Genomic DNA, 23979 nt, shown 5'->3' with positions numbered 1-23979 from the left:
TTCTCCATGAACGGGCGGGAGTGGTCTTTGCTTGTCGCTTGTTTGCTGGCGATCGCCATCTTCTCTGTCGCATCGCCGCACTACGCGACCCCGGGCAACGCGGTCACCGTGCTGCGCAACAGCGTCGAGCTGCTGCTGATCGGCCTCGGCATGACCTTGCTGCTCGCCATGGGCGGCATCGATGTCTCGATCGGCATCGTCATGGGCCTCGCGGCCATCGCCATCGGCCGCATTCTTGGCGCCGATGGCAGCCCGTACGTGGCGCTTGTCGCGGGCCCGCTGGTCGGTGCGCTGCTGGGCTGCGTGACGGCCGCCGTCGTCGTCCTGGGCCGCGTTCCGGCAATCGTCGGAACGCTTGGCTTGCTCGGCGTCTACCGCACCGCCGTGTTTGCGCTGCTTGGCGGGCAATGGCTTTCCGGTCTGCCCTCGAGCCTCACCGATCTGCTGGCAACCACCGTGCTCGGCATCCCCGTGCCGGCCCTGGTGATCGCCGTTGCCTATCTGACTGTCTGGCTGGCACTGCGGCGCACGCCCTATGGTTTGCATCTGCTGGCGATCGGCAATTCGGAAGAAAAGGCGCGGCTTTCGGGAATTCCGGTGATCAAGGTCAGATTCCTGACCTTTGTCATCAGCGGCGTCCTGACCGGCATTGCCGCCACCTTCTATGTCGCAACCTACCGCAACGTTGAAATGTCGATCGGCAGCACCTCGGCGCTGGATGCCATCGCCGCGGTCATTCTCGGCGGCACAAGCATATTGGGCGGCCGCTGCAGCCTGCTCGGCACGGTGCTTGGCGTGCTCCTGCTCAGAATCCTCCAGAATGGCCTGCTTCTCATCGGTGTCCCCTCGCTTTGGCAGCCGGTCGTCACCGGCGTGCTGATCATCGGTGTGCTCGGCTTCGAAGCGGTCTCCAATCGCCTGCCACTTACCCGGTTCCAGCGAGCCCGCGCATGAGAACGCTTCGGAACCTGCAGGGCCCGGCCCTGATCCTGGCTTTGCTGTGCGCGCTGTGGCTGATCGTGATTGTCGGCCTGCTGGCGCTCAAGCCTTCCGTCTTCAATCTCGGCACCGTAACTACCATTCTTCAGTTCTCGACCATCCTGGCGCTGGTCGGCCTCGGACAGGGGATGGTCATCCTGGCCGGCGGCACAGGCATAGACCTATCGGTCGGCGGCGCGGTTTCGCTCTCCGCCATCATCGCCATGCTGTCGCTCAAACTGGGCTTGCCGCCGGTCCTGCTGCCGGCCGTCTGCATCCTGGCCGGCGCAGCGCTCGGCGCCCTCAACGGATTGCTGGTGAACGGCCTGGCGCTGCTGCCCTTCATCGCTACGCTCGGCACCTTCTTCGTCTATTCCGGCGTAGCGCTTGCCGTCACGGGCGGCGCGGCCCAGTCGGGCGTGCCAGGATGGCTGCTTGTGTGGGGGCGCGGTGTCGTCGCCGGCATTCCCCTGCCCTTCCTCACCCTGGCCATCCCCTGCTTCGCGCTGGCCAGCCTTGCGCTGATGGCGACGGCCTGGGGGCGCTGGATCTACGCGATGGGCTTCAACGAACGCTCGGCCAGGCTGGTCGGCATTCCAGTCGATCGCGTGCGCTTCATCCTCTACGCCCTGAGCGGCGCGCTCGCCGGCGCCGCCGGCCTGGTTTCGCTCGCCTGGCTCGGCAGCGGCAGGCCCAATATCGGCCAGAACCTCGAGCTGGAATCGCTGACCGCCGCGATGCTTGGCGGCATCGCCATCACTGGCGGGCGCGGCGGCGTCGGCGGCGTGTTCGCGGCCGTGCTGCTCCTGGTCACGCTCAAGACCGGCCTGCTGCAACTGAACATCAACACGGTCTGGCAGGTGGGGATCGTCGGCGCCCTTCTGGTGTTCGTCCTTCTTGCCGACCGGCTTTCCCAACGTTGGAGATCCTAATGCCTTCCATGGAAGAGACCATCGCCACGCGCGTCGAGGCAGCGGCCGATCGCATCGTCGAGACGCTGAGCGATCTCGTCGCCTTCCCCTCGATCGTGAAATCCAATCCGAAGGAGGCCGGCCCAGGCGAGCGCGATTGCCAGCTCTATCTGCAAAAGCGCCTGGAGGCGCTCGGCTTCACGACCGACCTGTGGGATCCGGACGGCCCGGCGCTTTATGAAAAATACAAAGGACGCGCCGGCGCCAACAAGGGCAGGACCTTTGAGGGCCGGCCCAATCTGGGCGGCGTGCTGAAGGGCACGGGCGGCGGCCGCTCGATCATGCTGACCGGCCATATCGACGTTGTGCCGCCAGGCGCCGCCGGACACTGGGCAACCGATCCGTTCCAGCCGGTGCTGAAGGACGGCTTCCTGCACGGCCGTGGCACAGTCGACATGAAGGGCGGCGTCGCCTGCATGCTGATGGCTGTCGATATCCTGAAGGGGCTTGGCATCCCGCTTTCCGGAGACATCGTCTTCACCACCGTCGTCGACGAGGAGATCGGCGGCATGGGGTCGCTGGCCATGGTCGATCGCGGCTTTCGCGCCGACGCCGGCATCATGACCGAGCCGACGGCAAACAAGATCGCACCGCTCTGCCACGGCATACTCTGGGGCAGGATCATCATCGACGGCATAGGCGGCCATGCCGAGCTGACGCCGAACGCCTGGTATTCGAGCGGCCCTGTCGATGCCGTGCAGCTCTGCCGGCAGCTCCTCGACGGCATCGACATCCTCAACCGGCGCTGGATGTTCGACCCGAAAAAGAACCATCCACTGATGGAGCTGCCCAACCAGATCATCGTCACCCAGATCAATGCCGGCGAGCATCCCTCCTCCATGGCTGGCCGCGGCGAGATCATCATCGACGCGCAGTACCTGCCGAGCGAGCATGACGAATTCAGGCTGGGCGGCAACGTCAAGCGCGAGATCGAAGAGCATATCGCCAATGTCTGCCAGGCAGACCCTTATCTGCGCCTGCACCCTGCCCGCGTCGAATGGATTCTTGATGCCGACTGCGCCGAAATCCCCGCCGACAGTCCGTTTGTGAGCGTCTTCCAGGAAGCCGTGAAGGATGCCAATCTGTCGCCGGTGCTGAGCGGCTTCGGCGCGCATAGCGACATCGGCCTGCCGACAGGCCTCGGCAACACGCCGACCGTCAATTTCGGCCCTGGCGACCCGGCTCAGGCGCATCAGCCCAATGAGCGCGTTTCGGTGCGCGACCTTGTCGATTGCACGAAGGCAATTGCGATTGCCGTGGAGAAATGGTGCCGCTAGAGCAAGCTGAAGCGTGATCCAAAGACATAGCGATCGCGCTGGCATGGCGTTCCGGCCACCTGACAGCCGCCGCCCGCATCCCGAAAAAACCGGGCGTAAAGAGCAACATTTTGCCAATCAGATAGTCGGCTCTGGAATTTCTGCCGAAAAACGAGCATGATGCGCTTGGCATTCTAGGACGCTTCGCGCGTTTGGAATGCCGGAGGAACGGGACATGGCCGTCGTGCTTGTACTCGTTTTGATCGTTGTGGGCTCGGTGTTGTTCCACTTCCTGAGCCCATGGTGGTGGACGCCCATTGCCTCGAACTGGGACTACATCGACCACACCATCATCATCAGCTTTTGGATCACCGGCATCGTCTTTGCCGCTGTCGTCCTGTTCATGGCTTATTGTGTTTTCCGCTTCCGGCACCGGGAGGGCAATCGCGCCACATACGAACCCGAGAACAAGCGCCTCGAATCGTGGCTGATGATCGTCACCGCGTTCGGCGTCACCGCCTTGCTGGTTCCTGGACTATTCGTCTGGAGCCGCTTCGTCACGGTGCCAAGCGATGCGACCGAAATCGAAGTCGTCGCTCAGCAATGGCAGTGGAGCTTCCGTTTGCCGGGCAAGGACGGCAAGCTCGGCACTTCCGACACCCGCGACGTCACTGCTGACAATCCGTTGGGCGTCGCCCCCAAGGATCCGAACGGTCAGGATGATGTCCTGGTCGAAGCCGCCGATCTTCATCTGCCGGTCGGCAAGCCGGTCAAGGTGCTGCTGCGTTCGATCGACGTGCTGCATGATTTCTATATCCCGGAATTCCGCGCCAAGATGGACATGATCCCCGGCTCGGTGACCTATTTCTGGTTCACCCCGATCAGGACCGGGACCTTCCAGGTCCTGTGCGCTGAACTATGCGGCCAAGGGCACCCGCTGATGCATGGCGTGGTCGTGGTCGACACCGAGCAGGATTATCTGGCCTGGCTCGGCCAGCAGCAGACTTTCGCGCAATTGTCGGCGCCCCCGCAATCGGGCTCAGCGAACCAGCCGCCGGGAAAGATAATCGCGTCCAGTCTGGGCGTCGCGGCAAACTCGAAACTTTCGAGGTCCGCACAATAGGGCACGGAGGTGCTCCAATGGTCGACGTCACACCCGCAGATGCCATTCCGCCCGCCGAAGTTGGGGAGGTGGAACTCTACCATCCGCACAGCTGGTGGACGAAATATGTCTTCTCGCAGGACGCGAAGGTCATAGCGGTCCAGTACTCGGCAACGGCAACCGCGATCGGCCTGGTGGCGCTGGTTCTGTCCTGGCTCATGCGCCTTCAGCTCGGCTTTCCCGGCACATTCGACTTCATCACTCCGGAAGCTTACTACCAGTTCATCACCATGCACGGCATGATCATGGTGATCTATCTGCTCACCGCGCTTTTCCTCGGCGGCTTCGGCAACTACCTCATCCCGCTGATGGTCGGCGCCCGCGACATGGTCTTTCCCTATGTCAACATGCTGAGCTACTGGGTCTATCTCCTCGCCGTGCTCGTTCTGGTGTCCAGCTTCTTTGCGCCGGGCGGACCGACCGGCGCCGGCTGGACGCTCTATCCGCCGCAGGCCATCATGTCCGGCACACCCGGCGGACAGGACTGGGGCATCATCCTGATGCTCTCTTCGCTCATCCTGTTCATTGTCGGCTTCACCATGGGCGGCCTCAACTATGTGGTGACGGTGCTTCAGGGCCGCACGCGCGGCATGACCCTGATGCGCCTGCCGCTCACCGTCTGGGGCATCTTCACCGCCACCGTCATGGCGCTGCTCGCTTTCCCGGCCCTGTTTGTCGCTTGTGTGATGATGCTGCTTGACCGCGTTCTCGGCACCTCATTCTTCATGCCGGCGATTGTCGAGATGGGAGCGCAGCTGCAGCACAATGGCGGCAGCCCGATCCTGTTCCAGCATCTGTTCTGGTTCTTCGGCCACCCGGAGGTCTACATCGTCGCCCTGCCGGCCTTCGGCATCGTGTCCGACCTGATCAGCACGCATGCGCGCAAGAACATCTTCGGCTACCGCATGATGGTTTGGGCGATCCTCGCCATCGGCGCCCTGAGCTTCGTTGTCTGGGCGCACCACATGTATGTCAGCGGCATGAACCCATATTTCGGCTTCTTCTTCGCGACCACGACCCTGATCATTGCCGTGCCGACGGCGATCAAGGTCTATAATTGGGTGCTGACGCTTTGGCGCGGCGATATTCACCTCACCCTGCCGATGCTTTTCGCGCTCGCCTTCATTGTCACCTTCGTCAATGGAGGCTTGACCGGACTGTTCCTCGGCAATGTCGTGGTCGACGTGCCGCTGTCGGACACCATGTTCGTGGTCGCTCATTTCCACATGGTCATGGGTGTCGCGCCGATCCTGGTGATCTTCGGCGCGATCTATCACTGGTACCCGAAGGTCACCGGCAGGATGCTGGACGAGACGCTCGGCAAGTTCCACTTCTGGGTGACCTTCGTCGGCGCGTACCTGATCTTCTTCCCCATGCATTATCTCGGCCTGATGGGCGTTCCGCGGCGTTACGCCGAGCTCACCGACATGACCATAATGACGGAATCGGCTCGTCACCTGAACTCGTTCATCAGCATCATGGCCTTCACAGTCGGCTTCGCCCAGATGGTCTTCCTGTTCAACCTGATCTGGAGCATCCGGCATGGCCGAGGGGCCGGCGGCAATCCCTGGCGGGCGACGACGCTCGAATGGCAGACGCCGCAGACGCCGCCGGCGCACGGCAATTTCGGCAAGGAACTGCCCATCGTCTATCGCTGGGCCTATGACTACAGCGTGCCGGGGGCCAAGGAGGACTTCATCCCGCAGAACGTGCCGGGCGACTTCGCCCCCTCGAGGGAGCCGGCATGAGCGTCATCCTGGTCTTTCTGCTGGTGATCGCGGGCTTTGCCGGATGGTGGCTTTCGCACCAACGGCTGACGGCCAAGCCCTGGTTGGAGCAAGGCCTTGTCGGCGATTTCGTCGGTTTCGACCGGTCAGCGCTGCCCACCGCCAAGATCGGCCTCGGTGTCTTCCTCGCCGTCGTCGGTTGCCTGTTTTCGCTGTTCACCAGCGCCTATTTCATGCGCATGGGGCTGCCCGACTGGCAGCCGCTGCCGCTGCCGCGCCTGCTCTGGCTCAACACCGGCGTGCTGGTGCTAAGCAGCGTCGCGCTGCAATGTGCCGTGGTCGCCGCGCGCAAAGGCCAGATCGACAACGTCCGGCTGGGCCTTGCCACGGCGGGGTTCACGACGCTTGCCTTTCTCGTCGGTCAGTTGATGGCATGGCGGCAACTGACCGGGGACGGCTACCTGCTCGCATCCAACCCGGCCAACAGCTTCTTCTATCTGATCACCGGCATGCATGGCCTGCACATATTCGGCGGTCTGGTTGGACTTGGAAGGACGAGCATCGGCGCCTGGAATGGAGCGCGGCCAGAGCGGCTTCGACTCAGCGTCGAGCTCTGCGCCATGTACTGGCATTTCCTGCTTTTCGTCTGGCTCTGCATCTTCGCCCTGCTGGCGGGTTGGGCCGCGACCTTCATCGACATCTGCCAACGGCTGCTGACCTAGGAGACCGGCGATGGCCGAGACGACCATGACCCATACCAGCCAGATGGAGCCCAGGCCCGCCGGTTGGCGCGGCATCGCCGCCGATTGGGCCTCGGACCAGCGGGCCTTCAAGAACGTGTCCTGGGGCAAGGCCATGATGTGGATCTTCCTGCTCAGCGACACATTCGTCTTCGGATACTTCCTGCTCTCCTACATGACCGCGCGCATTTCCACGCGCGTGCCGTGGCCGAATCCAAGTGAGGTCTTTGCACTTCGCATCGGCGGCTCGGAAATTCCGCTGATCCTGATCGCCATCATGACTTTCGTGCTGATCTCGAGCAGCGGAACGATGGCCATGGCGGTCAATTTCGGCTACCGCCACGATCGTCGCAAAACCGCGATATTGATGCTTTTGACCGCAGTACTTGGCGCGACATTCGTCGGCATGCAGGCCTTCGAATGGACCAAGCTGATCACCGAAGGGGTGCGGCCATGGGGCAATCCTTGGGGGGCAGCGCAGTTCGGCTCATGCTTCTTCATGATCACGGGCTTCCACGGCACCCATGTCACGATCGGCGTGATCTTCCTGGTCATCGTGGCGCGAAAGGTCTGGCGTGGCGACTTCGACACTGGGCGCCCCGGCTTCTTCACCAGCCGCCGGGGCCGCTATGAGAATGTCGAGATCATGGGCCTCTACTGGCACTTCGTCGATCTGGTCTGGGTGTTCATCTTCGCCTTTTTCTATCTTTGGTGAGGCAGATATGGCTGAAGCAACCGCAAACGGTCTCGGACAACACGCGCTGCACGCCACCCATGGGCATGATGCGGCGGCCGTCGCCACCACCGACACCCACCAGGAGCACCCGATCAAGCTCTACCTGGTGGTCTGGGCGTGGCTGTTCATCCTCAGCACATGCTCCTACCTGGTCGACTATTTCGGCATCCACGGCTATCTCAGATGGTCGCTGATCCTGATCTTCATGATGCTCAAGGCGGGATTGATCGTCGCCGTCTTCATGCACATGGCCTGGGAGCGGCTGGCGATGATGTATGCGATCATCCTGCCGCCGATATTGGTGCTGGTCTTCGTGACCATGATGGTTTTCGAAGCCGATTATACGCTGCTGACCCGTATCGCGTTTTTCGGACCCGGCCCCTGATCGCGTAAAAACGAGGAGATATCCTCTTACAGCGTCGCGCGCCCTTTTTCGGAAGCGCAGGGCGCTGTTCCGCTTTGATGGGCCTATGATCCTTTTCGAAAATCGATCCAGATTTTCGGTCATCCGCCCGGTCGAAGGTGAACGTCATGGACACGCGGACACTTGTCATACTCGGCCTTGGCATAGTTGTTCTGCTGCTGTTGGGATTCCTCACGCTGCCGGCATAACGGCACGGGGGCGCGACATTTCAACAGCGCAATTGCAGGACGACCAGCGACGGTGCCCGGAAGGGTGACCTATTTGGAGAACTGCTTCAGGTAGGCGATGACGTTGGCTATGTCCTTGTCGTCCTTGAGGCCGGGAAATGTCATCTTTGTCCCCTTGACCATCGCCTGGGGGGCGTGCAGGTAGGTCGTCAGGGTCGGCTCGTCCCATTTGACGCCGGATTTTCCAGCTGCGATCATCGCTGCGGAATAAGTGAAGTTGGGATGCGTGCCGGCAACACGCCCGATGACGCCGTGCAGGGACGGACCGATCTTATTCTGGTCCTGGTCGGCAATGTGGCAGACCTTGCACTTCGTGAAGACCTTCTCGCCCGCGGCAGCATCTTGCGCCTGCGATGGGCTTATGAAGAAGGTGGTAGCGGGCAAGACGATGAAAAGCGCGATTGTACGCATCGCATTTCCTCCCTGATGGTTCTCGTTTTGCGTCGGAACGATCGGCACCACGCCAATCCCGCCTGCGGGCGCTGCACGCTAGAGCGGAGGATCCGGGCTCTTCAGTGGAATTGCGGCACCTACATACCACAGAATTGTCCAAATGGATAGAAAAGGCCGGCTTTGGCCGAGGCTTAGGCCCGTACACTGCGGTGCTCGGCGTCATCGGCAAGCTGTTCGGTGCGTGACAAGGCCGCCGAACTGGACAGCCTATTCTAATGCATGTCGCCCAAAACTGGGCAGGGTTTTGGGATGACGACATCCATCAAACAAAGATCTTTTAAAGCGCCGCGCCTGATTCCGTTTCAGCGCGACGCGCTTTAAGCGGTGGGATCAAGGCGGATCGGTGTTGCAACTCGCAGCAAGCTGACCGATCGCTTCCGAAAGACCGGCAAGCTCGAAATCCGCCTCACCACGCCCCGACAGCAGGCCGAAGCGCCATGACAGCGTCAGCCGGTTCGCCGAAACCAGGCGCTTGATGCCGTCGTTCCCATCCCTGACCAGAGTTCTGCCGCGCGGGCCGACCGACCAGCTTTCATCGGTTTTGCCGCCGTCGACAACAACGGAGATGGTGATCTTGCGGCTGGCGGAGACGGCGTCGTCGAGCTGGAGCCATTCGCTCCAGCGCGGTTCGCCATCAGGCCGGCAAGCAAGCGTAAGCACCGGACTGTAGCCTAGGGCTCCGCCGCCAGTGATCAGCTTGTTGCTGGCATGGAGCGACGCCGTGATCTGGCCGTCATTGCCGGAGCCGACGCTCCAGTTGCCCATATTCGGCTCAGCCCGCGCGACGCCGACCGTCGCGGCCAACAAGAGCGCCGCGGCAATGACCACGTCTCTCATCATGGACCCAGCCTCACCGATGCCTCCAAACGCCCGCGAATACGATGAGGCGCAGATAATGTTCAATGCTTGGTATCGCCAGCACCGGACAATCAAGACAAGTTGTCTGTGTTGCCGCGCCGCCACAATGAAACATCCCGCAATGAAAAAGGCCGCCCGGAGGCGGCCTTTCGAAATCGCGGTGTTGAAACCTGTTACTCGGCTTCCTTGGCTGCTTTCTTCTTCGGCGCGGCCTTCTTCTTCGGCTCTTCCGCCTCGGCGGCGGCTTCGCCCGCCTCTGCCTTGACTTCGGCCTTCTTCGAAGAGGCCTTCTTGGCCGGCTTCGCCTTGGTCGCGGTTTCGGCTTCCTCGTCGTCGGCCATCAGCTCTTCCTTGCCGACCTTGACGTCATTGACCGAGATCTGGCCGAGCAAATAATCGACGACCTTCTCCTCGAACATCGGCGCGCGCAGCGCGTTGATGGCTTCCGGATTGCTGCGATAGAACTCGAAGGCTTCCTGCTGCTGGTTGGCCGGGAAGCGGCGCACCTGCTCGAACAGGCCGCGCTGCAGTTCCTCGTCCGACACGGTGACGCCGGCCTTTTCGCCGATTTCGGCGAGCACCAGACCGAGACGCACGCGGCGCTCGGCAAGGCGCATATATTCGGCGCGTGCCTCTTCCTCCGTCGTCTCTTCGTCGGCGAAGGTGCGGCCGGCGGCTTCGAGATCGCGATTGACCTGAGCCCAGATATTGTTGAACTCGGCCTCGACAAGCTTCGATGGCGCCTCGAAGGAGTAGGATGCGTCGAGCTGGTCGAGCAGCTGGCGCTTCACCTTCTGGCGAGTCATCGAGCCGAACTGGTTCTCGAGCTGGCCGCGCACGATCTCGCGCAGGCGCTCGAGCGATTCTAGGCCGAGATTCTTGGCCGTCTCGTCATTGACTTCGAGCTCGCCGGGCGCCGACACTTCCTTGACGGTGACGTCGAACGTGGCTTCCTTGCCGGCCAGATGCGCCGCCTGGTAGTTTTCGGGGAAGGTGACGGTGATCTGCTTCTCGTCGCCGGCCTTCGTGCCGATCAACTGGTCCTCGAAGCCCGGGATGAACTCCTTGGAGCCAAGCACGAGCGGCTGGTCGGTCCCGGCGCCGCCGGCGAAAGCCTCGCCGCCGATCTTGCCGACATAATCGATGCTCACACGGTCACCCTCGGCGGCCTTGCCGGTCTTCGGCTCGTAGCTGCGCGACGATTCGGCAACGCGCTTCACCTGATCGTCGACTTCCGATTCCGGCACGTCATAGACCTGGCGCGTCACCTTGATATCGGAGAAATCCTTGATCTCGATCGCCGGGATGACTTCGTAGTTGAGGCTGAATTCGAAATCGGCGCCGCCGGCCAGGATCTTCTCGGCCTCCTTCTCGTCCTCGGTCATGATCACTTCGGGCTGCATGGCGGCCTTTTCGCCGCGCCCTGTGATGATCGAGCGGGTCGAGTCGTTGAGAATCTCGTTGACGACCTCGGCCATGAACGACTTGCCGTACATCTTGCGCAGGTGCTGCACCGGCACCTTGCCCGGGCGGAAGCCGTTGATGCGCACCTTGTCGCGGGCATCGGTCAGCCGCGCCATCAGCTTGGCTTCCATGTCACCGGCCGGCACGGTGATCTTGATCTCGCGCTTGAGACCGGAGTTGAGCGTTTCGGTGACCTGCATCCTAGAACCTTTGTTTTCAACAATGAGGCTGCGAAACGGTATTAGCCGTTTACAGCCTGCCGGTATGATGTTGCCGGAAATGGCTTTTGGTACGGAACCTGGCGATTTGACCGCTAACGCGGTTCAAACTCTCCTGAACTACGCCGTGCCAGATGCGAATAAGTTTTTGTTTTTCCTATAACTTTTCACATCTTGCAGAAGCGGAAACTCACGTTCCGTCACATTCGACACGCCTTTTGTCACAGGCTAGCCCAATTTTCAACTATCTTCGCGTCTAGCCGGATAAGCATGATCTGAGCCCCGACATTGACAGAATGATGGCTACATGGGATTGCCGGGGAAAGCGGATGTGGCGGAATTGGTAGACGCCCTGGATTTAGGTTCCAGTGCCGAAAGGCGTGGGGGTTCGAGTCCCTTCATCCGCACCACAAAATCCACTGGAAAGCCCGGAAACATTGGCTTCCTTGGCTCTCCGGTTGACTGAGTTGTACAAATTTCGGTACAAAGATCCCGTCAATTCGGGAGTTAGCCTTGTCCACACCGCACCTCAAAGTCTCTCCATCCGGTCACTATCAATACCGCTTCGTCGTCCCTGAGGCCCTCAGGGGAATCGTTGGCAAGCGCGAGATCAAGAAGTCTCTCGGGAAGGACCGTACCCGAGCCCTCAAGATGTACGCTCAGGTCGAGCGGGAGACCGAAAGGCTGCTCAAGTCGGTCAAGGCCACAGCCTCCGTGGACGCGAGCGACCGCGCCTTGATCATTCGCAAGATGCGGCAATTCGGCTTTACGGAAAAGGACATCAACACCGTCGGCGGTCATGGCGGGGAACTAAGTGACCGCCTGGACGAAGGCCTGAGCATCTTCCAAGACGAATTGATAACCGAGTACGAAGACGCCGAAGACCGGGGCAAGAGCCCAGCAGTTTCCCTTGAGGCCATCCGCGCAATTGGCCGAAAGCGGTTGCCGAAGGACACCTATACCGTCGCAAGCGCCCTCACCCACTATCTGACCATGAAGGCAACCGGGGTTCATGCAAGGGACCTCGCGCTGACCAATCGGGTCAACAAGGTGAAGGAGCGGCTTATAGCTGTGATCGGCAAGCACGAGGTCACCAAGCGCCCTCTGGAGAAGCTGACCCGCGCTGAGGCCCGCAAGTTCCGTGACGCCCTGGCCGATGAGATGGCCCCGCCCTCCGTAAAGCGAACCATTGAGATCGTGAGCCCTGCCATCAACAAGATGATCAAGGAGCATGACCTCGACATGAAGAACCCCTTCGCCCAACTGGAGATCAAGGGCGCGACAAATAGCAGGGACGCCCGGCTCCCGCTGTCTGAGGACGACATGACGGCTCTCGCTCCCACGATGGAGAAGGGTGACGCCTCCCTCGCTGCGCTGTGGGTGGTCCTCAGGGACACCGGGGCGCGCCTTGGCGAAGTTTGCAACCTCAGGCGAATGGACGTCGACGAGGCGTCGAGGTGCATGCGTATCCGGCCCTATGGTGACCACACGCTCAAGACGAAGAACTCAGAGCGGGACGTGCCGCTCTCTCCGAAGGCCTTGGAGGTTCTCAAGTCTCTCGCGTCCGACCTTGCCCCCGAAGCCACCTTGTTCAAGCGCTACGCTGGTCCGCGTCGCTCCGAGAAAGCTTCCGCAGCCTTGATGAAGCGCCTACGCACCGTGGTCACCGATACAAAGAAGACCATCCACAGCCTACGCCACAGGATGAAAGACCTACTCCGCAACACTGACTGCCCTGAGAGCCTCGCCAAGGAAATCATGGGACACTCGGAGGCAGGCGTGGCGTTCAACTATGGCGCTGGCTATGCGCTCAATGTGAAGCGCGCCGCTCTTGAGAAGGCTTGGTAAGAGCCGGGCTGATTAGGTTGCCGTATAGAGAGCCCAAGCTCTTGCGCCCAGCAGCCGAGGCATCAACCCTGTGGGCGCATCGATGGCCCCAGGTGGGCCTTTGTCACCATGCGGAGCGGCCACAGCCACTCCATCATTTTCAATGGTAGCGGAGAGCCCGGCTAATTAGGGGACCATACAGATAGCCCCAAGCTCCCTACCTCCATCATCCGGATTGCGGGCCTCATAAAGAGAAGAGCGCAAGATGAGCATTAGCATCATCTAACATTGGCTCTCGATTATGTCGTCATATGGCACATAGGAAGCCCAAACGGGACCTCGCGCTTTCGATTATGTCGTCATTCTGCACATAGAAAGTCCAAACAGGGCCAGCCTTCGCTTGCTCACATTCCCTCCCATGTCTTTCTGATTTTTTTCTTGGGGGTCCCTTCTGGTCACCTAAGCTCTCGCCTCTACATCTGGCGCCCATTCACCAGCCCAACACAACATGCAGGATCAATGACCTATACCGCCACAACCTATGAGGTTGGCGATGCCGAGTTGCTCGCCCTCCATGCAGCCATGCGTACCCCCTCGAAAACCCCAAGCCTCGCGAAAACCTTTCCGTGCCCCGACAAACGCCATTGGGCGCGCGAGTCGCCCCTTCCCATCCGTCTGACTCGTGCCACCCGCCGCCTCGCCAACAACGGCGCCATGGCCCTCGAAGGCTGCGCCGCAGGTGAGATGGAACGCGTCCGCACCAATCACCGCATTCGCATTGATGTTCTCAAGGACATCATGAAAACCCTCTGGTCCTTCCGGCTCCTCGGGTGGCTCCCCTCGGACACGCTCTACCTCACGTGGTCTCAAGCCGAGCAGTTCGTCGCGGCTGGCACCCAGCGCCCTGCGGACACCCTGGACCTAATCCCCGAATGGTTCGCTCGGCGCCATACGGCCGATGAACTGAAGACCTTCCGAGACGGTAAGGACGCATAGCGCTCCCCTGACTCTCCCAGCGGGCCTGAGAGGCGTTCGGGTTTCTCGGCACCTACACCGCTCCTCTATTCGATTGACTCAGGACGGCCTGTACGCCCCGAGGAAAGGCATTCCCATGAACATGCACACCACCGCCGGGACGGTCTCAGACCGCCGCCGCAATTCAGTCTTCGCAGCGTCCGCAGCCAAGCGCGACCAGGGCGAATTCAACCACAAAGCCGTCAAGGCGCTCACGACCAACGGCATCGAGCGTTCTGCGATCGCGGCACTCCTGGGGCTATCCGAGGCTACCGCCAGACGCCTTCAGTACACTCCCTGCCCTGCCTACGACGAAGAACGGCGGGACCGGGAAAACCGCCGCGCTCCCTGTACACGCTTCCTGTCCGACGCAGATATTGCGTGGGAGGAGATAATGCAGGGGACTCGTGGTGACATGCGGGCCACGATCCAGGGCTTTCTGGAAGACCTATCGAGCCGTCGGCTCACGCAAGGGGACGTGGCCAAGCTGCTGGGCATCTCACAGCAGGCTGTATCAAGACACGTCAACAACCTTTTCTCGGCAAGGTTACGTATCCAACGCCAAAAAAGCCAATGGAAAGTGAAAACTATAACCAATTCAACGCGCTAAGCTACAACATAGCTATTATAGGGAAACTCAAGGCCACCCTACTGGCGGGATAAGTCGGCGAGCCCATGGATGAGACGGCTTCGCCGTTCATGGGATAACCGACCGTGCTGCCAGCTGCGCTTGGAAGACCGATTAGAGAAGACAAAAGCAGAGATCGGATTGGTGAAGACAACCACACCTCTTCGATCTCCTCATTAACAGGATTAGCTCGGAGACCTATCGCTTCTCCCATGAACGGCAAAGCCGTCTCATCCATGGGCTCGCCGATAGTTATCCCGAGTTACCTCATCACCATCATCAACCATAGGAGGTCGCCATGTGCGATTTCGGATTTGTCCTCGGCCTTGCTGCCGGGGCCGCAAGTGCTGCCGGTGAGGCAGCTGTAGCGAGCGACAAACAAAAGGCTACTGTGACCAACTACAATCTGCAGCAAGCCGCCAATGAACGCGAGTTCATCGTAAACACCAATGCCGCCCTCAAGGATGGCTATCAGGCCCAGTTGGAGGGCGACCGCGCCCATTCGGCGGCTGTAGCCTCAGGCGCTGGCATGTCTGGGCCGACCGCTGGTCTCCGCGTAGCCGAACAATCCCGCCAGACTGCCCTTTCTATCGCCAACGCCAAGGACCAGATGGACGGGGCCAAGGCCAACTACATCATGACTGGCAAGTCCCAGCAGTTGCAGGCCCAGAGTACCGTCAACGCTCTGAAGCCGAACCCAATGTCCACCTTCATGGACATCGCGTCGTCTGGTCTCAAGAACTACGGCGCCTTTCAGTAACCCCAAGGAAACCTCATGGCCTCTCCGGTCACTCGGGGCCACCCGCGCGACTGGCGTGTGGGTGTCCAAGCCCCTGACAATGGCGCCCAATTGCGGCGCCGCCAGATCATCAACGAACGTAAACCTTGCTCCTGCCCGGGATGCGATAGGACGCGTTACGGCGTCTCTCGATACTGCAGCACGCATAGGGACGCGACGAGTTCCCGAGGGGACCCTCTGGCTCGTCTGCCCTCCCGCAACGAACTGGCCATCTTCCGCCATGCCATTGCCGTCTACCTCCAGACCGACACCAAGCTGGCCGAGCGCATTGGGGTGGACCTCAGGGGTCTTGAGCGCCGCATGTCACAGCCTCCTGCCTTCTGCCTCAGCCCTGCCGACATCCACAAGGGATTGCCCCAGATCGCCAAGGCCAAGGGTCTGTTGGCCAACTGGCAGCACCGTGACAAGCGAACCTATACCGAGGCAGTCACCAACGCTTTGGCGCTCATCGGATGGATGGAAGTATACTACGACACGGGCCACGCCGGGGGCCTCTGGGAGAACCGCAAGGCCTTCCTGACCACTCGAGCCGGTTCCCTTCTGGGGGACTTCCGCAAGATCATCGGTCGGACGACGCTGCGCAAGGAGGCCTCAGGGGCAACCCACCGGCTTCTTGGCCGCGATTTCATCCACCACGCCAACACGATCTACGGGAGGGACTTCTGGTCCTCACCCGTCTCCTCCAATGACGGTCAGTCTCTGACCCTCCGCGACTACACCCGCATGGCCCTCAAGGCCGCTGGTCTTCTCTAACTGCAAGGAAACACAACCTCATGTCCGATGACGGAATGATGCGCATGCCCAACCCGATGGACCATAGGTCCGGTTGGTCCCCCAACAGCAACCCGAACTATGCCTCAGGCTCTGCCGCTGGTCCTGCCCCCGATGGCAAGGTCTTCGTGGCTGGTCTCAACACCTATGTGGATGCCGACATCGCCGCCGAGCTTGGTCTCACTGGTGGTGCCCAAGTGTCTCAAGCGTACCCCGAGGCCGCTCCCATTGCCTCGCGTGCCACCCTCAACCCTGAGGCCATTCCTGCGGGTCACGACCCTCTCGAACACATCGACGTTGACGAGATGACCGACGCGGAACTTGCGGGCCTTCAGGAGCAACTTGAGATCAAGGACGAGGACGCGGCGCCGTCACCCTCCGAGACCCTTGACGCCATTGCGGAATGCTTCACCCCCGAGGCCTTCGTGGATGGCGTGGAAACCCTGGTCGAAACAGGCGACTTCAACGACACGCTCACCCGCCTCTCCGAGGCCACTGGGGTGGATGCCGCCACCGCTTCGGTCCTGGTCGAGACAGCTGTGATGGAGGCCTCGCCGGTAGCATCCGAGCATATCGGCGATGAACGTTGGGCCTCTCTGGTCTATGCGGCCTCCCGGACGGACGACACATTCGCCCGTCGCATCGTTTCCGATGTGGTCACCGGTCGCTTGGACCCTTCCCGTCTACCCCAGGCCTATGACTGGTGGTGGCAGTCTCTGCCCGACGCGGACGAGTTCTGATCCATGGCTGTTCTCATGAAACACCTCGCCACCCTCTATTTGGTCATCGCGACCGCATCCACCATCGCAGCCCTGCTGCCCCACTAACAATAACCGAAAGGAAGAACATGGCCAAGAAACCAATGACCCGCGAGGAACTCCTCGCCCAACTCGACGCCCTCGACAACTCCACCGAGGTCGGCAAGCTGAACGCCGAAGTCTCACGGCTCATCAATGAAAACGCAACCCTTGCGGCGCAACGCCGGGAGCTTGAGCGGCAGCTTAAGCAGGAACGCGAGGCCATGCAGTTGGTCCGCGAGGCAATCCGCAAGGTCGACGTCCGGACGCGTTCACATGGCGCCGACAGGCTAGCTGAGACTGCTGCCGCTGCTGACCGTTCTGACCGCATGGCCCTGGCCGAGGTCCGCGCGGGTATTCGCCGAGGCACCCACGACCCCGCTACCGGCCTGCCCCATACCGTCGAGACAAAGCCACGGCGTAGTCTGGAAGCGGGTTCGCTCAAAGTCACCAAGACGGAACTGACTTCGTTCTTCCCGGCCCTGAGCGACTCCGATGTCGAAATCAACGACGAAACTGAGTTGTGGGAAGTCGAAGTCAATGACGAGGACGAAGTTAATGATGAAGATGAGGTGTTGGAAACCGAAGCGTCCTCGCGATAGCGCGAGCGCATAATCCTTCAATCTACCCCCGACGCGCGGCTTTCCCGTTCGTTGTCTCACCCGGTCAGCGGGTAGCTGGGTCGTTGGAGGATAGAACGACAGGGGCACCTTGCGTTTCGTTACGGTCGCGCAAGGTGCCCCGACTTTCCGTCAGGGTAGCTTGATCATTCCTGCTCGCTTGCGAAGAATGTGGAACGCCGCACTGATCGTCGCATCCTCCTTGCGAAGCTGCGCTTCCGGATCATGGTCAAGGTCCGCCTCTTCGATATGGAAGTCATCCGCCTGAGAAGGTTTATGTCTCCACGCCCATTCGCAGGCCTCCCAATGTCCCTCGCAGGGCACTTGTCGCTGACTGACAAGGCGTCCTCGTTTCCCAAAGAACATGACTCTGTAGTTGACCATGATGTCGGCCTTCCATCTTGAAGCACGGCGTTGTTGCCGACACGCCATGAATCACATGTCGTCAGAGGAAAAAAGTCCGAGCACCAGAGAGGCTGCGCTATCGCGGAGAGTTGACGTAGGTCGTGCCAATTCGGTACCTCCGACTTCACAAACACGGGGGTACTATGAGCAGTCACGCAAATAACTCAGGACCATCGAACGAGGACTCTTCAGAGCGTCCTGGCGAGACTCAGGCGCCAAAGCCGGGAACGCTAAAGGAATTCGAGAATTCCGTTAACGGGCTGATCCCGATTTTGGGCCGGGTGCTTGTGTCAACTTGGAACGTCCAAATGCGCTTCCTTATCGCCGTCGGACTGATGACACTCGTCCAGAAGTATCCGTGGGTGCTGTTCGCGACATCCTTCTTGTTGCTGGCTTTTGTATACCCGCTGGGAATCGCCTTCACCGCGACTGGGATAGCCGCCATCACCTACAATGCTCGGGGTAAAGATCAATTCCTCGTCGATTTAGACAAGCGCGACGTTTGACGTACCAGCTGAATTGCGGCGGCAAATGCACATTTGACGGAGCGTAACAAATGTTTTCCGAACACCCAGGCAGGCGGATCGCCATAGCGGGAGCAGTCGTTTTAGTTGCGGCCTTGTGGCTGATGCCCTCCGAATTGCGTCAAACCAGTGGGCTGAAACTTGCCCGAGGGTTCGGCACAATAGCCCCTGCTTTGGCCCTGGGTGGGTTGATCGGCTGGTTGCTCTATAATATTCATGCATGGTTCTGGACCACGTTTAGCCTAATGTTGATCACTCTAATTATAGTTCTTGGCGACCCTGCAGCAGGACTGGGGTGGATCATTGCAGCAGGGGCGATCTACCTCTGCATTTCACTGGCATTCTATGTGTTTTACGTCTTAAACTTAGAATCTCGCAAAATGCAGACTGAGGAAAAGAGGCGCGAGGCCATGGACCGTATTAACCCAGAGGATGAACGACGGTAAGCTCGGTGCAGATTCAACTCAGACATTAGATTTGGGTCACGCTTGATCGTCTAACAAGTATCTCTGCGGGCACGGGCAGGATGGAGCCGGAGGACGACTTAAAGTCCCGTATCGAGGCTGCGCTTGTTCGCGGCCAGCTTACCCAATGGCAAAAGCAATTTCTGCTCGACATACGCGATCGGCTGATCAAGTACGGCCCACGCACGCGGCTGAGCGCAAAGCAGTGGGCTAAGCTGTACGAGATTATCGGCGCGGCCCCGGCAAGCCTCAACACACTACCGCAATCGCCCCCGAACAAAACCTACTCGCCACCGCGGTGGAAGCCGAGCCGCAGGCGAAGCCCGCTCGAACGTGAGGCCCGATACTTGGCCCGCCGTTTTGCCAGGACCTTTGGGATCGTGTTGGCACTGGTAGTCGGGTCTCTGATCTACTCGTTCATCGTCAAGGACAGACAAATCCCCTGGCCAAGCATGCCATCCTTCGCGAGGTCAGGCACGGGTGACAGAGCGCCGCTCGCAAGATCACAGTTCAGCGTCACAGATGGCGACACCATCCGACTTGACGGCACCGCGAAGGGAACCCGGCTGGTCGGCTTCAATGCCCCCGAGAGCATCGAGCCAAGGTGCGCCGTTGAAGGAGACCTTGGGCGCCGCGCCAAGGCGCGCCTGACAGAACTGGTCTCTTCAGCAAAGCTGGAATTGCAGATGATCCCCTGCTCGTGCCCCCAAGGGGACCGAGGTACCGACAGGTGCAACTACGGGCGAACCTGCGGCCACCTGTTCGCGAATGGCCAGGACGTCGGCGACGTGCTGATTTCCGAGGGGCTGGCGGTGCCGTTTATCTGCGGTGCGACCAGTTGCCCACCTACCCCGCGCCCTTGGTGCGGTTGAGGGGCTGGCACTTAGGCTACCAACTGCGCCAAGTACGGCCGAAAATGCTCGCTTACCGCATCGAACTCCCTGTCGCCAAGTAGCTGCAGTTTCTGCTTACCCACCGAGATTATTTTTGCGTCGCTTGCGCCAATGCCCACAGCCTCCTCAGTACCAAGGACAAGTTGCGCCCCTTTTGGACGACGCTTGACGAGGAAGGAAATGATTGCCGGGAGGTGTACCGCATCCTGCCCCTGCTGATTGGGAGCATCAATGACTATCGGGCAGAACGTCGCCGACCCAAACTGGTGTGTGGTGTGAAGAAACGCATAGTAGTATGCGGCCAGACCTCGCGGGCCCTCACTACCCCTCGCGTGGGTGGCAGCTGACAGACTTTTGATTCGCGTTGCATCCACACGCACGTCCAGTTCAGCGGAGAATTCCGCCAGCTTGGCAGCGAAGTAGTCTTTTATCGCCTTTTGGCGGTTCCTGTCCTGCGACGCCTTCATATCGCGCGAAAAGCCGTCCATGCTGACTTTAATTCTCCCGATTTCCTCCTCGACTTCCTTGAGACGGTCTCGAAGGACTCGAATCGCCGCGTTTCGGCCTTCGGCTGCGATGACCTCGTCCAGCGACACTCCGTCCTTCCGCGTGGACAAAACAGCCTGCACCCGGGAAATAGATGCAGAAATCTCGTCCATGCTGGTACGCGCCGTAGAGATATGTTTGTCTACGCGCTGTTGCTCGTGCTGGGCGTGCTGTAGCGCCGCGACTAAAGCCTCGGCATCGGCTGCGATATGGAAGCGCGTGGCGATATCATTGACGTAATGTTCGCCACAGGTAGGGCATTCAACTTCAATTGGGTGCTCGGCCGCGCTCTTAAAAACGTCGTCAATCTCAGCCAAGGCCGCCTTGGTGACAGTGATCTGCGCAGACCACATTGCGCGGACCTCCGTTAGGTCGTTCAACTCACTTCGCTTGTTGGCTTGCTGTTCGTACAGACGCGCGCTTTCGTTTGTCAAAGCGTCTGTTTCGGCTTGAAAATCGCTCAGGCTGAAAAATACTGCGGTCTCCGGCGCAATCTCACGCAGCTGCGTTAGTGCGTCGGTAAGACCTCGGTGGCGACCCTCGGCGTCCCTTAGACTCAAAGCGAGGCGGTCACGCTCGGCCTGCGCAACATAGAAGTCGTTCGGCTTCAAACCAGAATGATAGTCCGTCAACGTCGCAGCGCTGCGCGGCAAATACATTCCGCGAAACGGCTCCCAGGCCGAAGACCAACTCTTATCTTGGTCGACATAATAAGGAGCAAACGCATACGCTGGCGGGGGGATGAGAACTTTTTCGCGCTGATCCGTCATCAAGAGGCGAAAGTCGAGAACCTCAGAGAGATACGGCGCCAATTCCTGGGTTATGGAATTCCCTTGGAAGGCCCTGACGCCCTCGGAATCAAATGCGGTGTAAGTCCCCGCAAACTTCATCATCGACATCGACTTTCCGTCAATCTCGAAATCGACAAGCGAGGCTACATTGGCGTTACGCCAGCTGTCATCAATCCGATGGGGCTCAGCCCCAAAGGTATCATACAGGCTCTTCAGGAGTGCTGACTTGCCGAACCCGTTCCCCGCCTGAAGCACTGTCGCTCCTGAGTCGAACTCCACCGAGGTCGCTCGTCGCTCTACCTGTGAGAGCAGAAAGATCTTGTTGAACTTCAGAGTGCGCACGCCGCCTCCCCCCGAGATTTAGTAGCAACCGCCGCAGGCCAAATTCACGCTCATCATCCATTGAGAACCTCGTAAGCCGCAGTCAGCAAGGCGGCTTCCAATTTGGAGGGTTCCGCACTCGCGACGAGGTTAGCGTCCAAATGTTGCTGGATCAGAGCGGCTGCAGCTAACAGGCTGTCCAATGTAATTAGGGTGGTCATGATTTCAGCAACAGCGCCGTCGATAGCCTTCGTCAAAATCGACGTGTCTGATGTGCGCTTGGCGCGATCACGCAAATACTGGATTGTCGCCGTCTTGGTACGAATTCGCGCGACGGGCGTTCGACCGGCATTTGCAAGTTCTTGCTCGACGACAACCCAGTGGTCCAGGATGCTCTCATGCTCCTCGGCTGCTTTGAACGTGGCCTCGAAATCCGTCCGCCCAATCGACTTATGGTCGAACACATCGGCGAGAGACTTACATTCTGTAGTATCATTTCCTTTGGTCGATATGGTCTCGATCAGTGTTCGGTAGACAGCTGCGACAGTCGCACCGGGCATGTTGGCTACGATGTCGACTATCCGCCCCTTGAGAAAAGTGTCGTATCCTGTCAGCGGCACTTTTGTCCGCTCGAAACGAATCACCGCAGCTTCGTCAGGATTTCGTGGTGGGGCAAAGTCGAGGGTCAACGCTGTTGAAAATCGTGCCTTATCGATCGTACCCAACTCACCGTACTCTATTTCTTCGTGGTCGACGGTGGTCTTTGTGCCATCCGCCAGTTGGAAATCAAAGTGGGCATTGGTCACGAAAACGCATGCCTTGGTGGCTGCACCAAAATTTTGGGAGTTATAGTACATTTTTCCTACTATAGTCTTTGGCGCCTCGGGCTCCTCTTTAGAGAGGCTTACTGATGTCCATTTGCCAGTAGCCTTTCCTTTGATTTGGAAAAATTCCGCGGAAGTGGGCATTTCATCTGCGTCGAAGATGGTCAAATCGTCAAAATAGTCGATAACAGCTCGAAAATCCGCACCGCTCTGATAGAGGTTCAAAAGCTTTTCAAGGGATACATGTACTTGGAACGCATAGCGTGCCGCAGTGCGAGCGCCAGATTTCTCGCGCGGTTTCACCGACACAACTGAGATCGCCGAGCTGCCCATACTCCCCCCGGGCAGTATTAAATGCATGTCTGGGACGACTTGCAATGCCCACGTGATCCGGGACCTGAAATTTAGCGGGCGGGCGCAGCTGGAGTAGTGTCATAGGAGCGGCAGCTGGCCGTCCTGGTGCGACTCACCCTGCCCAATTTTAATCTGCGTAGCTGGCTTGTCCACGATCACCAAGGCATCGTCCAGGGCTGTTTGCTGCATGCGCCGCGCTTCCGACCATGGTGCCGTGAGCCAGACTTCAACCTCATCTGGCGTCGTAAGGATGACCGGCATAGCCTTTTCATGGATCGGTGCGATGAGAGCATTGGGTTTGGTCGTCATGAATCCGTAAAGCTCGAAATCGCCCGGCCCGTCCTTGACCCTGCGGACGCCCTGCCACCGCGTCCAGAATCCAGCAAAGAAGAAAAGAGGTAGGCCCTCGCCGCGTGCAAACCAGTAGTTCCGCTGAATGCCCGTCTCAGGGTCCTTATCATTCGGCGTTGGGCTCGGCTCCGCAAAGCTCGTGACGGGCACCACACAACGGTTCTCCACCCCAACGTATTGCTGCCAATGCCCGTACTGTGGATTGCGGATGTTAGTCGTCCCGTAGTCAGCTTTGCCCTTCACTCGTTCGATTGGTGTGGGCATGCCCCACAACAGCTTAGCTAACTCTCGCTGGCCGTCCGGTGCATTGCGAACCACGGGACCTGGCATGTTGGGGTAGACGTCCAGAGAGGGTTCAAGGTTGCCCATAATGTCCCGCATGGCGCGGGTCCACTCACGGATGGCGTCTTGGCTGGTGGTGATGTTGTAGAGGTTGCACATGCCGAAGAGTCTGCCCCAAGTCACCCGGCAAGAGCAACGCAGACTCAGTGGCTGCGATAGTGTCCCCTGACATACGTGCCGTTCTTCCGAAAATAGCCGCGCACCAACACGGTCTTAGGTCTGCCGGTAAGATTGCTCAGGTCGCCGTAACAACTTCCGTTTTCTGCACAGGGACCAACTGAGGGCGCCGATGGCGCATAGTTCGGCTGGTAAGTGGGCTTGGGGCCAGACTGATATGCGGGTGACTGGTAGGTTTGGCCTTGGCTCAGTGTGGACGGCTGCTCACCAGCTTGCGGACGTGCCACCGCAACCTGGGAGGCTGGCCTGCTGCCGGTTTCGTGGACACCGAGATAAGGTGTTTGACGGAACTGGAGAGTGGGAATGCAAAGAAGGAA

Annotated in this window: 26 protein-coding genes and 1 tRNA gene; 19 read left to right on the top strand and 8 right to left on the bottom strand. The window is 59.8% G+C overall.

The annotated features are described in order from the left end of the window. Positions 1 to 27 precede the first annotated feature (27 nt). The 8 genes from P9272_RS23335 to P9272_RS23300 all read left to right on the top strand — a co-directional run bounded on the left by P9272_RS23335 (position 28) and on the right by P9272_RS23300 (position 7955). On the top strand, positions 28 to 954 hold the full coding sequence (locus P9272_RS23335) for an ABC transporter permease (protein ID WP_278162352.1): 927 nt from the start codon (positions 28 to 30) through the stop codon (positions 952 to 954). Further along, a complete protein-coding gene (locus P9272_RS23330) occupies positions 951 to 1910 on the top strand; it encodes an ABC transporter permease (RefSeq protein WP_128257413.1) in 960 nt (319 codons plus the stop codon). The genes P9272_RS23335 and P9272_RS23330 overlap by 4 nt, the downstream gene beginning before the upstream one ends. Next, positions 1910 to 3226, top strand: a complete 1317-nt coding sequence (locus tag P9272_RS23325) for an ArgE/DapE family deacylase (protein WP_278162351.1) — start codon at positions 1910 to 1912, stop codon at positions 3224 to 3226. The genes P9272_RS23330 and P9272_RS23325 overlap by 1 nt, the downstream gene beginning before the upstream one ends. A 214-nt stretch (positions 3227 to 3440) precedes the next feature. Continuing rightward, the gene (locus P9272_RS23320) at positions 3441 to 4328 is read left to right on the top strand and encodes a cytochrome c oxidase subunit II (protein WP_128257415.1); all 888 of its coding nucleotides are present in this window, start codon (positions 3441 to 3443) and stop codon (positions 4326 to 4328) included. 17 nt (positions 4329 to 4345) lie between these two features. After that, a complete protein-coding gene (ctaD, locus tag P9272_RS23315) occupies positions 4346 to 6115 on the top strand; it encodes a cytochrome c oxidase subunit I (RefSeq protein WP_128257416.1) in 1770 nt (589 codons plus the stop codon). Beyond that, positions 6112 to 6816 carry a cytochrome c oxidase subunit 3 gene (locus P9272_RS23310; protein WP_278162350.1) on the top strand — a complete coding sequence of 235 codons (705 nt, stop codon included), beginning with the start codon at positions 6112 to 6114 and terminating at the stop codon, positions 6814 to 6816. Before ctaD ends, P9272_RS23310 begins: the two co-directional genes overlap by 4 nt. 10 nt (positions 6817 to 6826) lie before the next feature. Next, a complete protein-coding gene (locus P9272_RS23305) occupies positions 6827 to 7549 on the top strand; it encodes a heme-copper oxidase subunit III family protein (RefSeq protein ID WP_278162349.1) in 723 nt (240 codons plus the stop codon). A 7-nt stretch (positions 7550 to 7556) separates the two neighbouring features. Continuing rightward, positions 7557 to 7955, top strand: a complete 399-nt coding sequence (locus P9272_RS23300) for a cytochrome C oxidase subunit IV family protein (RefSeq protein ID WP_128257419.1) — start codon at positions 7557 to 7559, stop codon at positions 7953 to 7955. 296 nt (positions 7956 to 8251) lie between these two features. On the opposite strand, the gene P9272_RS23295 is transcribed toward P9272_RS23300, so the two are convergent. The 3 genes from P9272_RS23295 to tig form a co-directional block, all read right to left on the bottom strand. Continuing rightward, on the bottom strand, positions 8252 to 8632 hold the full coding sequence (locus P9272_RS23295) for a cytochrome c family protein (RefSeq protein WP_278162348.1): 381 nt from the start codon (positions 8630 to 8632) through the stop codon (positions 8252 to 8254). Between the two features lie 372 nt (positions 8633 to 9004). Further along, complete coding sequence (locus P9272_RS23290; RefSeq protein ID WP_278162347.1) at positions 9005 to 9514, bottom strand: hypothetical protein; 510 nt, start codon at positions 9512 to 9514, stop codon at positions 9005 to 9007. A gap of 191 nt (positions 9515 to 9705) precedes the next feature. Continuing rightward, entirely contained in the window at positions 9706 to 11196 is a 1491-nt protein-coding gene (tig, locus tag P9272_RS23285; protein ID WP_278162346.1) for a trigger factor, read from the bottom strand. A 343-nt stretch (positions 11197 to 11539) separates the two neighbouring features. Between tig and P9272_RS23280 the strand changes: the two genes are divergently transcribed. From P9272_RS23280 to P9272_RS23245, 8 genes are all read left to right on the top strand, one after another. Then, positions 11540 to 11624 (top strand) — tRNA-Leu (locus P9272_RS23280). Positions 11625 to 11727: 103 nt separating this feature from the next. Beyond that, the gene (locus P9272_RS23275; protein ID WP_278162345.1) at positions 11728 to 13062 is read left to right on the top strand and encodes a tyrosine-type recombinase/integrase; all 1335 of its coding nucleotides are present in this window, start codon (positions 11728 to 11730) and stop codon (positions 13060 to 13062) included. Between the two features lie 498 nt (positions 13063 to 13560). Then, entirely contained in the window at positions 13561 to 14037 is a 477-nt protein-coding gene (locus P9272_RS23270; protein WP_278162344.1) for a hypothetical protein, read from the top strand. A 115-nt stretch (positions 14038 to 14152) separates the two neighbouring features. Next, positions 14153 to 14665 carry a winged helix-turn-helix domain-containing protein gene (locus P9272_RS23265; protein ID WP_278162343.1) on the top strand — a complete coding sequence of 171 codons (513 nt, stop codon included), beginning with the start codon at positions 14153 to 14155 and terminating at the stop codon, positions 14663 to 14665. Between the two features lie 316 nt (positions 14666 to 14981). After that, positions 14982 to 15443, top strand: a complete 462-nt coding sequence (locus tag P9272_RS23260; protein ID WP_278162341.1) for a hypothetical protein — start codon at positions 14982 to 14984, stop codon at positions 15441 to 15443. A gap of 339 nt (positions 15444 to 15782) precedes the next feature. Next, positions 15783 to 16235: a hypothetical protein gene (locus P9272_RS23255; protein ID WP_278162340.1), complete on the top strand. Its 453-nt coding sequence runs from the start codon at positions 15783 to 15785 to the stop codon at positions 16233 to 16235. Between the two features lie 20 nt (positions 16236 to 16255). After that, the gene (locus P9272_RS23250; RefSeq protein WP_278162339.1) at positions 16256 to 16993 is read left to right on the top strand and encodes a hypothetical protein; all 738 of its coding nucleotides are present in this window, start codon (positions 16256 to 16258) and stop codon (positions 16991 to 16993) included. A 107-nt stretch (positions 16994 to 17100) separates the two neighbouring features. Then, entirely contained in the window at positions 17101 to 17652 is a 552-nt protein-coding gene (locus tag P9272_RS23245) for a hypothetical protein (RefSeq protein WP_278162337.1), read from the top strand. Positions 17653 to 17802: 150 nt separating this feature from the next. On the opposite strand, the gene P9272_RS23240 is transcribed toward P9272_RS23245, so the two are convergent. Further along, a complete protein-coding gene (locus P9272_RS23240; protein WP_278162336.1) occupies positions 17803 to 18054 on the bottom strand; it encodes a hypothetical protein in 252 nt (83 codons plus the stop codon). 329 nt (positions 18055 to 18383) lie between these two features. On the opposite strand from P9272_RS23240, the gene P9272_RS23235 reads away from it, so the two are divergent. From P9272_RS23235 to P9272_RS23225, 3 genes are all read left to right on the top strand, one after another. Beyond that, positions 18384 to 18581, top strand: coding sequence for a hypothetical protein (locus P9272_RS23235; protein WP_278162335.1), 198 nt, complete (start codon positions 18384 to 18386; stop codon positions 18579 to 18581). A 50-nt stretch (positions 18582 to 18631) separates the two neighbouring features. Beyond that, the gene (locus P9272_RS23230) at positions 18632 to 19045 is read left to right on the top strand and encodes a hypothetical protein (RefSeq protein ID WP_278162334.1); all 414 of its coding nucleotides are present in this window, start codon (positions 18632 to 18634) and stop codon (positions 19043 to 19045) included. An 80-nt stretch (positions 19046 to 19125) separates the two neighbouring features. Continuing rightward, positions 19126 to 19935, top strand: a complete 810-nt coding sequence (locus P9272_RS23225) for a thermonuclease family protein (protein WP_278162333.1) — start codon at positions 19126 to 19128, stop codon at positions 19933 to 19935. A gap of 11 nt (positions 19936 to 19946) precedes the next feature. Here P9272_RS23225 and P9272_RS23220 read toward each other — a convergent pair whose 3' ends face one another. From P9272_RS23220 to P9272_RS23205, 4 genes are all read right to left on the bottom strand, one after another. After that, complete coding sequence (locus P9272_RS23220; protein WP_278162332.1) at positions 19947 to 21635, bottom strand: hypothetical protein; 1689 nt, start codon at positions 21633 to 21635, stop codon at positions 19947 to 19949. Positions 21636 to 21688: 53 nt separating this feature from the next. After that, positions 21689 to 22771 (bottom strand): dsDNA nuclease domain-containing protein, encoded by a 1083-nt coding sequence (locus P9272_RS23215; RefSeq protein ID WP_278162330.1) that lies wholly within the window; start codon positions 22769 to 22771, stop codon positions 21689 to 21691. Between the two features lie 99 nt (positions 22772 to 22870). Then, the gene (locus P9272_RS23210) at positions 22871 to 23584 is read right to left on the bottom strand and encodes an SOS response-associated peptidase (RefSeq protein WP_278162329.1); all 714 of its coding nucleotides are present in this window, start codon (positions 23582 to 23584) and stop codon (positions 22871 to 22873) included. Positions 23585 to 23628: 44 nt separating this feature from the next. Next, on the bottom strand, positions 23629 to 23979 hold a 351-nt coding region (locus P9272_RS23205; RefSeq protein ID WP_278162328.1), incomplete at its 5' end, for a hypothetical protein.

Source organism: Mesorhizobium sp. WSM4976, from assembly GCF_029625685.1.
Taxonomy (GTDB): Bacteria; Pseudomonadota; Alphaproteobacteria; order Rhizobiales; family Rhizobiaceae; genus Mesorhizobium.
The sequence above is the reverse complement of the archived record's forward strand: the minus strand, read 5'-3'. Positions and strand labels throughout refer to the sequence as shown.